Below are 14,088 nucleotides of genomic sequence, written 5' to 3'. Positions count from 1 at the left end.
AACCCTCCGTTGTGATTCCGGTACGAAGCCGGGTTCCGGTGTGCCCTGCGGTTCTGACCTGCGGGTGCCCTGCTGGATGACCTGCGGGGACGGCTAACGGGAGCCCTTCGGGTCGAGGGCGTCGCGGACGCCGTCGCCGAAGAGGTTGAAGGCCAGCACGGTGATGAAGATCGCCATGCCGGGGAAGATCATGAAGAGCGGATCGTCTTCGTAGGTCCGCACGGCCGTCGAGAGGGTCTCGCCCCAGGACGGCGTGGGCGGCTTGACACCGACGCCCAGGAAGCTGAGCGCGGCCTCGGTCAGCACGTTGGTGGGGATCATCAGCGTCGCGTAGACGGTGATCGGCGCGACCAGGTTCGGGAGCAGCTCGCGGAAGAGGATGTACAGCCGTCCCGCGCCCAGGCTCCGCGCCGCTTCGACGTACTCCCGTTCGCGCAGCGACAGGGTCTGCCCGCGGACGATGCGGCCGATGTAGGGCCAGCCGAAGAAGCCGATCACCAGGACCAGTACGGCGATCCGCAGGCCCGACCCCTCGAAGCCCCAGAGCTTGGCCGGGACGACCGAGACCAGCGCGATGATGAAGAGCAGCTGCGGGAAGGCGAGCAGCAGGTCCATGACCCGGCTGATGGCCGCGTCGACCCAGCCGCCGAAGTAGCCGGCGACGATACCGAAGAAGGTGCCCAGCGAGACCGCCACGAAGGCGGACAGGAAGGCGACCAGCAGCGAGATGCGGGCGCCGTAGACGATGCGGCTGAACACGTCGCGGCCGTTGACCGGCTCGACGCCGAGCAGGAACTCGCCGCTTATGCCGCCGTAGTCGCCGGCGGGCAGGCCCAGCAGCGGGTCCAGCTGGTCTTCGTGCAGTTCCTCCGGGGGGTGGCCGAACGCGCTGACGATCAGCGGCGCGAAGAGTGCGACGAGGATCAGCAGGAGCACGACGAAACCGCCGGCCAGCGCGACCTTGTCGCGCTTGAGCCGCATCCAGGCGATGCGGCCGGGCGAGCGGCCTTCGATGGCCTTGGCGGGGACGTCGGCTACGGACACGGGTGCGGGTGTCTCCGCGCTCATGTCGTGCAGTGGTGCCGTCATCGTGGTGGGGACCCCTCTCGGCCGACGGGTGGGCCGGCCCATGCCCGCCGCTGTGGCGGCGTTGGTGCGGAGTGGCGCTCGGAGTGCGAGGTACGGGTGCGCGAATTTCCTGCGGCGGGGCAAACCCAGGCAACCGCCGGAGGACTGACCCGCTCTTGGGTGGGGAGTCTTCATCGGGCGCTCGATCAGCCGCCAGACCCGCAGGTGAATGGATGCGCAACCGTGATCTGAGGGTCGAGTTCCCGTTATCCGGACTTCACTGTCATCTCAGCGGAGCAAGACATCCTGTTCGGTACGGAATCGGACATGGCGCCCAACTCGGCCCACGAGCATGCCTATTGGGCGTACATCAGAGTCGAAATCAGGACAACGCAAAGGCCGCACGGAACGACTGTTCCGTGCGGCCTTGGCCCCAATGTCTCAATGAGCGGGACGCCTCAGTAGGCGGGCGCCTGACCCTCGCGGTCGTAGAACGGGCGGGTCTGCGCCCGCAGCCACATCGCCACGGGATCGTGTTCGTCCGCGAGCGCGACGGTGCACACGGGCACCCCCTCGGGGACCGCGCCGACCGACTGGCGCATCATCTCCCGGACGGATTCCAGCGCGTGGGCGGAGGCGTCGTACAGGTCGAGCCCGACGGCGAGGTACGGGGACCCGAGCGCGGGCTGCACCCAGGCGCGGCGCAGCGAGCGGACGGCGGGGGTGCGGTGCGCGTGCTGCGTGAGCAGCCCGTAGAACTGCGGCAGCTCGATGGCGGGCTCGGACAGCCGCAGCGGGCCGGCCGGCATCCGGTCCAGCCCGGTGGCGATCCGGCGCAGGTCGGCCCAGGGGATGCCGACGCCGCCGCCCTGGGCGTGCGGATTGAGCCACAGCCCCCAGCGGTCGGGGTAGAGGGCGCGGGCGATGTCCCGGCCGGTGACCACCTCGTACCCGCGGTTCCAGCCGCTGGCGGCCAGCTCCTGCGGGGAGGTCACGCAGGGCGCGTACCCGAGGCCCTCGACCTCCATGCCGCCGTACTGGGCCTCGGGGGAGCCGGGCTGCCCCTGCCAGAGGAGCATCCACAGCCGTCCCTCGGCCAGGGCGTGCAGGAGGGACTCGTAGCTCTCGTAGCGCCCGGGAGTCACCTGGCGCAGCATGTGCTCGACCTGCCCGACCGCGGCCGTGCCTGACGCACTCACCCGGTACCCCTCTTCGTCTGTTCGTCCGCCCGTCGTCCACGCGTGTCGGCCACCAGCTTAAGCGTGACTACGGCAGGTAGAAGGGGCGTACGCGCTCACGTATGTAGTCGACGACCGGGTCCTCGGCGGCGTCGAGCAGGATCAACTGCACCGGCCAGGGCGGCGGTACGCGGGTCAGGGCGCGGCCCAGCGCGTCCATCGGGGCGTTTCGCATCTCGGGCTCCCATCCCACCAGGTGGACCCCGATGTAGAGCTCCGGCGCGCCGCCCTCGACGCTGGCGAGGCAGCGGTGCGCGGCCGCGACGACTCCGGTGGAGCGGAACTCCTCCGCGGCGGCGGTCAGGAACTCGACCGGGTCCTCCTGCCAGTCGGGCTCGAAGAGCCGGACCCGGCCGCCGGTGGCGGGGCCGTCGAGCGGGCTGCGGCCGGTGCGGCAGAGCTCCGCGACGGCGGGCGGGGGCAGGGGCACGCCGACGGAGCCCTCGGGGTTGACCGCGAGGCCGAGCTGCGGGGGCAGGCCCCGGGCGAAGTCCACGGCGGGGGCGACGGCGAAGTCCATGGCGGGTCCAGCGCAGGCGCGGAACTGCTCCTCGGAGCTGTAGACGGGCACGTACGCGGCGCCGTCGATCTCCATCGTGGGCAGGCTCAGGCTGGCCACCCCGCCGGGCAGCGGGATCCACAGGTGGCTCCGCCCGAGGACTTCGAGGATGCGCCCCCCGGCGTCCGCCTGTCCGAGCGCCGCCCCGAGCACCTGCTCCAGCTCGTTACCCGGCCACATGTACGTCTCCGCTCGCTTGCCCTTGGTCTCGACCCGAGGTTAACGGGCTAGCGGAAGCCGATCGACGTCAGCCGGGACGCCGCCGGGCGGTCCAGGAGGGTCACCGAGGCGCAGCCGGCCGGCGGTCGGCCCGCCTCGGCCTCGCGCAGCAGCCGGGCCACGGCGCCCCGGTGCCGGGCGAAGGCGTACGCCGACACGCCCCGGCCCCGGGCCGCCTGCCCGGCCCGGGCCTCCTCGGGGGTGGTGTCCAGCAGCACCAGGTGCAGCGCGCGGCCGCGCCGCCGGGCCGCCGAGGCCAGCAGCGCCCGTACCCAGCTCTGCGTACCGCAGTCGTGGACGACGGCCGGGGCCCCGGAGCGCAGGACCCGCCACAGGCCCCAGTAGTGCGCGATCCGGACCGCCGGGCGGTACACCGCGTAGGGCAGGGCGGCCGGCATCCGGCGCTCCCACCGCTCGCGGGCGTCCTGGGAGTCGATGCCGCCGCCCTCCGCGGCCCGCTTGATCAGGGTGCTCTTGCCGCCGCCGGGCAGTCCGGAGACCACCACGACGTCCCCGTCGGCGAAGCGGAGCCGCCGCGGGCCCTCGGCCCCGCGCAGGTCCCGTACCGCCCCCGGCTCCCCGGCCGCCCCGCCGGCCGCCGGATCCGGGACGGCCCCGCGCTGCGACGGCACACCGGCCATCGCGCCCTCGACGGTGCCGGTGCCGGTGCTCATGGCCGCCAGTACTCCGAATCTCCGCACTGTGATCGCCTCCCCCGCGACGGGTCGCCTGGACCCGGTCCCCCTGAGTGTAAAGAGACGGTAATCCGGGGTGCCCGGTTCCGCTCCGCTTACGGACCCCCTCCCCCATTCGGCCGCACCTCGTGCAATGATGTGCGCCATCTGGACACCTAACTGCATACCGGCCGCTTGAATCCGCGCGGGAGAGTCCCGGCACGCCGCAAGGCGGTGCCCGGGCGCCGAAGGAGCAAGTACCTCCCTTGAATCTCTCAGGCCCCGTACCGCGTGGATGAGGCAGATCTGAAAAGCGAGCCGCGCCACCGCCCGTAAGGGCCCCGGCGACGGCTCCACCCAAGGTGCAAGTCGACGACCTTCCCCTGGAAGGGGAACTCTCGGCGAACCTCTCAGGTTCCGATGACAGATGGGGAGGAACTCCTCCTCGTCATGTCATGCCCTGGGACCCGGGAGCCACACCCATGAGCACTGCCCCCCGCCTGACCGCCCTCGATGCGCTGCACCGTTCCCTCGGTGCGACCATGACCGATTTCGCGGGCTGGGACATGCCCCTGCGGTACGGGAGCGAGCGCGACGAGCACAACGCCGTCCGCACCAAGGCCGGCCTGTTCGACCTCTCCCACATGGGCGAGATCACCCTGACCGGCCCGGAGGCCATCAAGGTCCTGGACTACGCCCTGGTCGGCAACATCTCCACCGTCGGCGTCGGCCGCGCCCGCTACACGCACATCTGCCGGGAAGACGGCGGCATCGTCGACGACCTGATCGTCTACCGCCTGGGCGAGACCGAGTTCATGGTCGTCGCGAACGCCTCCAACGCCCAGGTCGTCCTGGACGCGATCACCGAGCGCGCCGCCGGCTTCGACGCCGAGGTCCGCGACGACCGCGACGCGTACGCGCTGCTCGCGGTGCAGGGTCCGGAGTCCCCCGGCATCCTCGCCTCCCTCACCGACGCCGACCTGGACGGGCTGAAGTACTACGCCGGCCTGCCCGGCACGGTCGCCGGGGTGCCCGCGCTGATCGCGCGCACCGGCTACACCGGCGAGGACGGCTTCGAGCTGTTCGTCGCCCCCGAGCACGCCGTGGAGCTGTGGCAGGCGCTGACCAAGGCGGGCGAGGGCGTCGGTCTGGTCCCGGCCGGCCTGTCCTGCCGCGACACCCTGCGCCTGGAAGCGGGCATGCCGCTGTACGGGCACGAGCTGACCACCTCCCTCACCCCGTTCGACGCGGGGCTGGGCCGGGTCGTGAAGTTCGAGAAGGAGGGCGACTTCGTCGGCCGCGCCGCGCTGGAGGCCGCCGCCGAGCGCGCCGCCTCCAACCCGCCGCGCAAGCTGGTCGGCCTGATCGCCGAGGGCCGCCGCGTTCCGCGCGCGGGCTTCTCCGTGACCTTCGACGGCCAGGTCGTCGGCGAGGTCACCTCGGGCGCCCCGTCCCCGACGCTGGGCAAGCCCATCGCGATGGCCTATGTCGACGCGGCGCACGCCGCGCCCGGCACCTCCGGGGTCGGCGTGGACATTCGCGGTACGCATGAGGCGTACGAGGTCGTGGCCCTGCCGTTCTACAAGCGGCAGAAGTAGCCCCGTACCGCACCGCACCGCGTCGCACCGCGTCGCACCGCTGGACGGCGCGTCGCGCCGGTCCGCAGGACCACCGTTCGTATCCACTCCCCCGCATCCAGGAGAATCAGGTCATGAGCAACCCCCAGCAGCTGCGTTACAGCAAGGAGCACGAGTGGCTGTCGGTCGCCGAGGACGGCGTCTCGACGGTCGGCATCACGGAGTTCGCGGCCAACGCGCTCGGTGATGTCGTCTACGCCCAGCTTCCCGAGGTGGGCGACACGGTGACCGCGGGCGAGACCTGCGGCGAGCTGGAGTCGACCAAGTCGGTCAGCGACCTGTACTCCCCCGTCACCGGCGAGATCGTCGAGTCCAACCAGGACGTCATCGACGACCCGGCCCTGGTGAACTCGGCCCCGTTCGAGGGTGGCTGGCTCTTCAAGGTGCGCGTCACGGTGGAGCAGGACGACCTGCTCTCCGCGGACGAGTACGACAAGCTCACCGCCGGCACGAACTGACCCAGGGAACCCTGATGTCTGTACTGAACACTCCCCTCCACGAGCTCGACCCGGACGTCGCCGCCGCCGTCGACGCCGAACTCGTGCGCCAGCAGTCCACCCTGGAAATGATCGCGTCGGAGAACTTCGCTCCGGTCGCCGTCATGGAGGCCCAGGGCTCGGTCCTGACCAACAAGTACGCCGAGGGCTACCCCGGCCGCCGCTACTACGGCGGCTGTGAGCACGTCGACGTGGTCGAGCAGATCGCGATCGACCGCATCAAGGCGCTCTTCGGCGCCGAGCACGCGAACGTCCAGCCGCACTCGGGTGCGCAGGCGAACGCGGCCGCGATGTTCGCGCTGATCAAGCCGGGCGACACGATCATGGGTCTGAACCTGGCCCACGGCGGTCACCTGACCCACGGCATGAAGATCAACTTCTCCGGCAAGCTCTACAACGTGGTCCCGTACCACGTCGACGAGACCGGCGAGGTCGACATGGCCGAGGTCGAGCGCCTCGCCAAGGAGTCCAAGCCGCAGCTGATCGTCGCGGGCTGGTCCGCCTACCCGCGCCAGCTCGACTTCGCCGCCTTCCGCCGCATCGCGGACGAGGTCGGCGCGTACCTGATGGTCGACATGGCGCACTTCGCCGGCCTGGTCGCCGCGGGTCTGCACCCGAACCCGGTGCCGCACGCCCACGTCGTGACCACCACCACGCACAAGACCCTCGGCGGTCCGCGCGGCGGTGTCATCCTGTCGACGCAGGAGCTGGCCAAGAAGATCAACTCCGCGGTCTTCCCGGGTCAGCAGGGCGGCCCGCTGGAGCACGTGATCGCGGCCAAGGCGGTCTCCTTCCTCGTGGCGGCCTCGCCCGAGTTCAAGGAGCGCCAGGAGCGCACCCTGGAGGGCGCGAAGATCCTCGCCGCCCGCCTGGTCCAGGACGACGTCAAGGCCGTGGGCGTGGACGTCCTCACCGGCGGCACCGACGTGCACCTGGTCCTGGTCGACCTGCGCAACTCCGAGCTGGACGGCCAGCAGGCCGAGGACCGCCTCCACGAGGTCGGCATCACGGTCAACCGCAACGCCATCCCGAACGACCCGCGGCCGCCGATGGTCACCTCGGGTCTGCGGATCGGCACGCCGGCGCTGGCCACCCGCGGTTTCGACGCCGAGGCCTTCACCGAGGTCGCCGAGATCATCGCGCAGGCGCTGAAGCCCGCCTACGACGCCGAGGACCTGAAGGCGCGCGTCTCGGCGCTCGCCGCGAAGTTCCCGCTGTACCCGACGCTCTAGGCGCCGGCCTGAGAGGGCCCGGCCTTGTTTTGCACAGGGCCGGGCCCCTTTCATGACCAAAGCCCCAGGCGGATGCGACCTATTGCCGCTGATTCATCCAATAAATGGCAAATAGGCTCCAAATAAGGAACGACCGCACCCCTGGCAGGACGGACAGCACACCCCATGGACATGAGCGCAGCGAACAAGAAGGGACTCAGTCTCTTCGCCCTGATCATGATCGGGCTCGGCTCGATCTTCGGATCGGGGTGGCTCTTCGGGGCGGGCCAGGCGGCCGCGGTCGCGGGGCCGGCGGCGATCATCGCCTGGGTCATCGGTGCCGTCTTCATCGGCATGATCGCCATGTCCTACGCGGAGGTGGGCGCGGCCTACCCGCTGCCCGGCTCGATGGCCCGCTTCGGCACCATCTCGCACGGGCCGGTCCTGGGCTTCATCACCGGCTGGGCGGTCTGGATCGCCATCGCCGCGCTGATCCCGATCGAGTCCATCGCCGGTACGCAGTACATGTCGTCCTGGAACTTCGGCTGGGCCAAGGGCCTGGTCGAGAACGGCGGCCTGACGACCTCCGGCATGGCGATGGCACTGTTCCTGACCGTGGCGCTGTGGCTGGCCTGCTACTGGTCGGTCGCGCTGCTCGCCAAGGCGAACAACCTCCTCACTCTGGTGAAGTTCGCCATCCCGGTGCTCGCCGTGATCGCCCTGATCGCCTCCGGCTTCCACACCGGCAACTTCACCGACCACGGCGGCTTCGCGCCCAACGGCTGGTCCGCGGTCATGACCGCGGTCACCACCTCCGGCGTGGTCTTCGCCTTCAACGGCTTCCAGGCCGTCGTCAACCTCGGCGGCGCCGCCAAGAACCCGGGCCGCGCCATTCCGCTGGCCCTGGTCGGCGCGCTCTCCCTCGGCCTGGTCATCTACCTGGCCCTGCAGATCGCCTTCATCGGCGGTGTCCCGCCGGAGAAGCTGGCCGAGGCCGGCGGCTGGAGCGGCATCAACTTCTCCTCGCCGTTCGCCGACCTCGCCAAGATGCTGATGCTGCACTGGGTCGTCACGATGCTCCAGTTCGGCGCCTTCATCTCCCCGTCCGGAGCCAACATCGGCAACGTCGCCTCGGCCTCGTACATGGCGCAGAACCTCGCGGACACCGGCTTCTTCCCGAAGAAGATCCGCGAGGTCCACCCGAAGTACGGCACCGCGCGTCCCGCGATGTGGCTGAACCTCGGCTTCTCGATCCTGCTGCTGGTCACCGTCGGCCACAGCTGGGAGGCCCTGGCCAGCGTGGTCTCCGCCGCGATGGTGGTCTCGTACCTCATCGGCCCGATCGCGGTCGGGGTCTTCCGCGAGACCAAGCCCGAGCTGCCGCGCCCCTTCCGCCTTCCGGCGGCCAAGATCCTCTGCCCGATCACCTTCGCCTTCGCCGCCTGCGCCCTGTACTGGTCCAAGTGGCCGGACACCGGCAAGGTGGTGCTGCTCACCCTGGTCGCCGCCCCGATCGCGGCCGTCGTGCTCAAGCGCAAGGGCGAGAAGAACCTGGCCAAGCAGTTCGCCCCGGCCTGGTGGATGATCGCCTTCCTGCTGTGGCTGGGCACCCTGTCCGCGCTCGGCAGCACCGAGTTCGGCGGCTACGGGTTCATCCCGGGCGGCGTGGACATCGCCCTCGTGGGCCTCTCGGCCCTGGGCTTCTACTTCTGGGCCGTACGGTCCGGGGTCAAAGCCCACCACGCCGGCCTGCCGGGCCCGGACCCGGTCCTGGACGCCCCCGCCGAGGAGGCCGACCCGGCCGACGCCCCGGAGCGCGAACTGACCCACGCCTGAGCACCCCCTTCCCGACCCGTCCGGCGGCCGAGCTGTTCACCTCACCGCGTTAAGCTCGGCTGCCGGACAAAATCCGCAGATCGTCCCCGATCAACCCCGATCAGCCCCTCCTGCCCACGCTTCCCACCCACGAGCAGACATAGGAGTCCGCAACCGTGGCCATCTCCGTCTTCGATCTCTTCTCGATCGGCATCGGTCCCTCTTCCTCCCACACCGTCGGACCGATGCGCGCCGCGCGCATGTTCGTGACCCGGCTCAAGAAGGACGGCGTCCTCGCCCAGACCGCCTCGGTCCGCGCCGAGCTCTTCGGCTCGCTCGGTGCCACCGGGCACGGCCACGGCACCCCCAAGGCGGTCCTGCTGGGCCTGGAGGGCCACTCCCCCCGCACCGTGAACGTGGAGACCGCCGACGCCGAGGTCGAGCGCATCCGCCAGACGGGCCGCCTGCGCCTGCTGGGCACGGAGATAGGTGATGGCCACGAGATCGACTTCGACGAGCCGAACCAGCTGATCCTGCACCGCCGGCGCTCGCTCCCGTACCACGCGAACGGCATGACGCTCTTCGCGTACGACGAGGCGGGCACCCCGCTGCTGGAGAAGACGTACTACTCGGTCGGCGGCGGCTTCGTCGTGGACGAGGACGCGGTCGGCGAGGACCGGATCAAGCTCGACGACACCCCGCTGAAGTACCCCTTCCGCAGCGGCGACGAGATGCTCCGCCTCGCGAACGAGACCGGCCTGTCGATCTCCTCGATGATGCTGGAGAACGAGAAGGCCTGGCGCACCGAGGACGAGATCCGCGAGGGCCTGCTGGAGATCTGGCGCGTCATGCAGTCCTGCGTCTCGCGCGGCATGTCCCGCGAGGGCATCCTCCCCGGCGGCCTGCGGGTCAAGCGCCGGGCCGCCTCCACGGCACGCCAGCTGCGCACCGAGGGCGACCCGATGATGCACCGCAGCGAGTGGGCGACCATCTACGCGATGGCGGTCAACGAGGAGAACGCGGCCGGCGGCCGTGTCGTCACCGCGCCCACCAACGGCGCGGCCGGGGTGCTGCCCGCCGTCCTGCACTACTACATGAACTTCGTGCCGGGCGCCGACGAGGACGGTGTGGTCCGCTTCCTCCTCGCCGCGGGCGCGATCGGCATGCTCTTCAAGGAGAACGCCTCGATCTCCGGCGCCGAGGTCGGCTGCCAGGGCGAGGTCGGCTCGGCCTGCTCGATGGCGGCCGGCGCCCTCGCCGAGGTCCTGGGCGGCACCCCGGAGCAGGTCGAGAACGCGGCCGAGATCGGCATGGAGCACAACCTCGGCCTGACCTGCGACCCGGTCGGCGGGCTCGTCCAGATCCCGTGCATCGAGCGCAACGGCATGGCGGCGGTCAAGGCCGTCACCGCGGCCAAGATGGCGATGCGCGGCGACGGCACCCACAAGGTCTCCCTCGACAAGGTCATCAAGACCATGAAGGAGACGGGCGCCGACATGAAGGTCAAGTACAAGGAAACCGCCCGCGGCGGCCTGGCGGTCAACGTCATCGAGTGCTGACCCGCACCCGCTGACCGATTCGGGCCCCGACGCTTGGCGTCGGGGCCCGAGCCGTTTTCCGCAGCGGGCAGGGGGGTAACCCAGCAGCTCGCACGAGCCCTTCATCTACAACCGTTCCTTTTCACTGCGCAGAAGCGAGCTCTACGCAGCGGCACACCCCGAACGATCTTGGGCGCACTGGGTCCCGGCTTTCGCGGCCCGGTCGGCGACACACATCCTGTGCGTGGTCCGTTCCGGGAGGTCCGGTTCCCTAACGACCTGGCCAAGTGGACACGGCCAAAGGCGACGGGGAGGCCCTGAACCATCACACGGTGGAGCAGGAGCCCCGCACGCTGGCACCGCACCCGGCGTCCCAGATCGCACCAGCGACGCTACCCGACGAGGTACCACTCCCACCAAGCCTCCAATCCGACAACCACCCAATCGAGCCAACACGCACCTACTCGCTCCCCCTGCGAGCAGTTCACAACCCCTGCCGCAGTCAGGCGGCGCGGCCGTGGTGCCGGCCGGGCCCCGGCCTAAGCGCTCCCGCCGAGCCCCGCCCCACCCTCCCCTCCCCCCGGAGGGCGGGGCTCGGCGCGTCGGGCGAAGTCGGGCCGAGCGGCCCGGCCGGACGGGACCTTTGGCGGCGGAGAAGCGGCCCGCGGGTGGGCTAGCTTGCCCGAGTGGGCATGCCGCGCGTGCGCGGACGAGCCCCCACCCCGAGAGAGAGGCGCCCGCATGGCCGGCACCGAACACCGCGTCCTCGCACTCCGCCTGGAGGCCGCGCCCGCGCCCGTCCCGGTGCGGGGCGTCTTCGTGTACCGCACCGCGCGGCCCTACGAGATCTCCCTCGACTTCGAGGGGGCCGGGATGCACCTCGCGCACTGGGTCTTCTCCCGGGAACTGCTGCTCGACGGCCAGATCTGCGCCACCGGCGAGGGCGACATACAGGTGTGGCCGCGCTGGAAGGGCACCGAGCCGCGGATCTTCTTCGCCTTCAGCAACGGCGAGCAGTCGTGCGTGGTGTCCGCCCGGGCCAAGGACGTACGGGAGCTGTGCCGCCGGATGACCGAGCTGGTGCCGCGCGGCCAGGAACACCGGCACTACGACCTCGACGCCGAACTGAGCGCCCTCCTGCCGAGCTGAACCGGGCAGACCAGGCGGACCGGGCGATCACCGGGGGAACCCGGTGAATCCGGTGAACCCGGTGCAACCACAGCCGTACCGGACGCGTCTCCCCGGGTGACACCGTTCCCCGTCTCTCGGAATCGAGGGGACGCCATGATCCGTCCACGCCGCCGGCAGGCCGTCGCACTGGGGTTGGGCGCACTGCTCACCGCCATGCTCGCCTTCGCCGCACCGGCCTCCGCCGCACCAACGACCGCCACCGCCGTCCCACCCACTCCGCTCGTCGTCAATGCCCGCTGGGGCGGGCACTGCACGTACGACCGCGTCGTCATCGACCTGCAGGGATACGTACCCGAGGTCACCGTCACCCCCGTCCCGTCGCTGGTCTACGACGGATCCGGCAAGCCCGTCCCGCTGGCCGGGCGGTACTTCCTGGAGATCCGCCTGAACCCCGCCGCCGGACACGACGACGCGGGCAACAACGTCTACCTCGGACCCAAGCTCCTCAAGATCTACCTGCCCAAACTGAAGGGCCTCGCCCTGACCGGCGACTACGAGGGGTACGTCACCTTCGGCGCCGCCTTCGACACCAAGCCCGCCTACACCTCGTTCACGCTGCACGCCCCGGAGCGCTTCGTCCTGGACATCGCGCACCCGAACGTCTGCTGAGCACACCGCCGGAAGGCGGGACCGGGTCCTACCGGTGCTCGGGGTTCGGGAAGTCGAAGCGGCAGCCCGCGTCCCACAGGGAGCGCTGGTTGCCGTGCGCCGGCATCCCGCCGGACCGCTTGAGCAGGGCGGCCAGGTGCATGAGGTTCCAGCTCATGAAGGCCGTGTTCCGGTTGGTGAAATCGTTCTCGGGTCCGCCGGATCCGGGGTCCAGGTAGGAGGGCCCCGGTCCGGCTTCGCCGATCCATCCGGCGTCGGCCTGCGGGGGGATCGCGTAGCCGAGGTGCTGGAGGCTGTAGAGGATGTTCATCGCGCAGTGTTTGACGCCGTCCTCGTTGCCGGTGATCAGCGCCCCGCCCACGCGCCCGTAATAGGTGTACTGGCCCTGCTCGTTCAGGATCGAGGAGCATGCGTAGAGCCGCTCGACGACCTGCTTCATCACCGAGCTGTTGTCCCCGAGCCAGATCGGGCCGCACAGCACGAGGATGTCCGCGTCCATGATCTGGCTGTAGAGCACCGGCCACTGATCGCTCTCCCAGCCGTGGTCGGTCATATCGGGCCAGACACCGGTGGCGATGTCGTGGTCGACGGCCCGGATGAGCGAGGTCCGGACCCCGGCGGCCTCCATCACCGCGCGGCTCTTGTCGATCAGGCCCTCGGTGTTGCTGGGCTCGGGCGATCGCTTGAGCGTGCAGTTGACGTAGACGGCGGTGAGGTCGGAGTAGTCGTACGCGTCGGATTCGGCTGCCACCGCCTCAGCCTGCGGGGCGCCGGGCGCCCCCGCCAGCCGACCGCGCCCGGACGGGGAGCGCGGCCGGCTCGGCCGTCCCTACAGGCTCTCGATCATGGCGTCCGCGCTCGCCGCGTTCAGCGCGAGCCGTACGTCGGCCAGCGCGACGAGCCGGATCAGCGCGCGGACGTCGTCGCCGTGCGGGTGCGAGGACAGCGGGTCGAAGAAGAAGACCAGCAGGTCGATCTCACCCTGGGTGACGAGGGCGCCGATCTGCTGGTCACCGCCGAGCGGGCCGCTGCGCAGCGGCGTCACGTCGAGGCCGATCATGCGGTTGATCAGGGTCCCGGTGGTGCCGGTCCCGTAGAGGCGGTGCGGCTTGAGGTCGGCGGCCCGGCGCTCCGTCCAGGCCAGCAGGTCCGCCTTGCGGGAGTCGTGGGCCACCAGAGCGACGCCGCGCGGCCGGTCGGTGCGGACGCCACCGGCGGTCAGCCAGGTCGGGTCGGCCAGCGGGAAGAGGTAGATGCCGGCGGCGCGCAGCTCTTCGCGACTGATGTGCCCGTCGTGGTTGGCGTCGATCCGGTCGAAGGCCAGGGCGTCGGCATCCTCGGAGAGACCCGTCGCACCGAAGATGTGCTCGTACTCCTCCCGGTCGATGCGGCCGTCGCCGTCCCGGTCGAGGGCGTCGGCGAGGGCGTCGAGGGCGCGCAGGGTGGAGGCGCGGAACGAGGGGTCCCCGTCGAACGCGTCGCGGGCGGCGGCGGCGACGAACTCCTGCTCGCTGATCCTGCCGCCCCGGTCCGTGTCGGCGGCGGCCTGGAGCTGGTTCCACAGCTCGGCGTACACGTCGTACAGCGCCGCCCGGCGCCTGCTGTCCCCGGGCTCGGTGAGGTGCTCGGCGAGCCGGCCCGCGTAGGCGATCAGGTCCTCGCGGCCGAGCTGGCCGTCGCCGTCCAGGTCGTACGCGCGGAACAGCCGGGCGATACGGGGCAGCCAGTCCTCGGCGGTCACGGACATGTAGAACTCCCTTTTCAGATGGGGCGGTTGATGCACATGGTAGCGGTACGGACACAGCGTGTTACCACTAAGCGGAATCCAGTCG

The 14,088-nt window shown here is 70.7% G+C and carries 13 protein-coding genes and 1 riboswitch; of the genes, 7 read left to right on the top strand and 6 right to left on the bottom strand.

Features of this window, described 5'->3' with window-relative positions:
• Positions 1-93 precede the first annotated feature (93 nt).
• From AC061S_RS12745 to AC061S_RS12730, 4 genes are all read right to left on the bottom strand, one after another.
• Complete coding sequence (locus AC061S_RS12745) at positions 94-1,089, bottom strand: ABC transporter permease (RefSeq protein ID WP_478686019.1); 996 nt, start codon at positions 1,087-1,089, stop codon at positions 94-96.
• A gap of 437 nt (positions 1,090-1,526) precedes the next feature.
• Positions 1,527-2,267 carry an enhanced serine sensitivity protein SseB C-terminal domain-containing protein gene (locus AC061S_RS12740; RefSeq protein ID WP_250746298.1) on the bottom strand — a complete coding sequence of 247 codons (741 nt, stop codon included), beginning with the start codon at positions 2,265-2,267 and terminating at the stop codon, positions 1,527-1,529.
• Between the two features lie 67 nt (positions 2,268-2,334).
• Positions 2,335-3,045 (bottom strand): enhanced serine sensitivity protein SseB, encoded by a 711-nt coding sequence (locus AC061S_RS12735; RefSeq protein WP_478686018.1) that lies wholly within the window; start codon positions 3,043-3,045, stop codon positions 2,335-2,337.
• Between the two features lie 47 nt (positions 3,046-3,092).
• Positions 3,093-3,758, bottom strand: a complete 666-nt coding sequence (locus AC061S_RS12730) for an AAA family ATPase (protein WP_478686017.1) — start codon at positions 3,756-3,758, stop codon at positions 3,093-3,095.
• Positions 3,759-3,954: 196 nt separating this feature from the next.
• A riboswitch (glycine riboswitch) is annotated at positions 3,955-4,058 on the top strand.
• A 182-nt stretch (positions 4,059-4,240) separates the two neighbouring features.
• Here AC061S_RS12730 and gcvT point away from each other — a divergent pair.
• The 7 genes from gcvT (at position 4,241) to AC061S_RS12695 (ending at position 12,256) form a co-directional block, all read left to right on the top strand.
• On the top strand, positions 4,241-5,356 hold the full coding sequence (gene gcvT / locus AC061S_RS12725) for a glycine cleavage system aminomethyltransferase GcvT (protein WP_478686016.1): 1,116 nt from the start codon (positions 4,241-4,243) through the stop codon (positions 5,354-5,356).
• 113 nt (positions 5,357-5,469) lie between these two features.
• Positions 5,470-5,853, top strand: a complete 384-nt coding sequence (gene gcvH / locus AC061S_RS12720) for a glycine cleavage system protein GcvH (RefSeq protein WP_478686015.1) — start codon at positions 5,470-5,472, stop codon at positions 5,851-5,853.
• A gap of 14 nt (positions 5,854-5,867) precedes the next feature.
• Entirely contained in the window at positions 5,868-7,124 is a 1,257-nt protein-coding gene (gene glyA, locus AC061S_RS12715; protein WP_243336325.1) for a serine hydroxymethyltransferase, read from the top strand.
• A gap of 165 nt (positions 7,125-7,289) precedes the next feature.
• Positions 7,290-8,939, top strand: a complete 1,650-nt coding sequence (locus tag AC061S_RS12710; protein ID WP_478686014.1) for an APC family permease — start codon at positions 7,290-7,292, stop codon at positions 8,937-8,939.
• A gap of 155 nt (positions 8,940-9,094) precedes the next feature.
• The gene (locus AC061S_RS12705) at positions 9,095-10,477 is read left to right on the top strand and encodes an L-serine ammonia-lyase (RefSeq protein ID WP_478686013.1); all 1,383 of its coding nucleotides are present in this window, start codon (positions 9,095-9,097) and stop codon (positions 10,475-10,477) included.
• A 720-nt stretch (positions 10,478-11,197) separates the two neighbouring features.
• The gene (locus AC061S_RS12700; RefSeq protein WP_478686012.1) at positions 11,198-11,605 is read left to right on the top strand and encodes an SsgA family sporulation/cell division regulator; all 408 of its coding nucleotides are present in this window, start codon (positions 11,198-11,200) and stop codon (positions 11,603-11,605) included.
• A 135-nt stretch (positions 11,606-11,740) separates the two neighbouring features.
• Entirely contained in the window at positions 11,741-12,256 is a 516-nt protein-coding gene (locus tag AC061S_RS12695) for an AMIN-like domain-containing (lipo)protein (RefSeq protein ID WP_478686011.1), read from the top strand.
• A 28-nt stretch (positions 12,257-12,284) separates the two neighbouring features.
• Here AC061S_RS12695 and AC061S_RS12690 read toward each other — a convergent pair whose 3' ends face one another.
• The gene (locus tag AC061S_RS12690) at positions 12,285-13,007 is read right to left on the bottom strand and encodes a flavodoxin family protein (RefSeq protein ID WP_478686010.1); all 723 of its coding nucleotides are present in this window, start codon (positions 13,005-13,007) and stop codon (positions 12,285-12,287) included.
• A gap of 78 nt (positions 13,008-13,085) precedes the next feature.
• A complete protein-coding gene (locus tag AC061S_RS12685; protein WP_478686009.1) occupies positions 13,086-14,003 on the bottom strand; it encodes a methylglyoxal synthase in 918 nt (305 codons plus the stop codon).
• Between the last annotated feature and the right edge of the window lie 85 nt (positions 14,004-14,088).

The sequence above is a fragment of the Streptomyces sp. CA189 genome, assembly GCF_056428985.1.
Note: the sequence above shows the minus strand (reverse complement) of the source record. Positions and strands in the feature narration are given on the sequence as shown.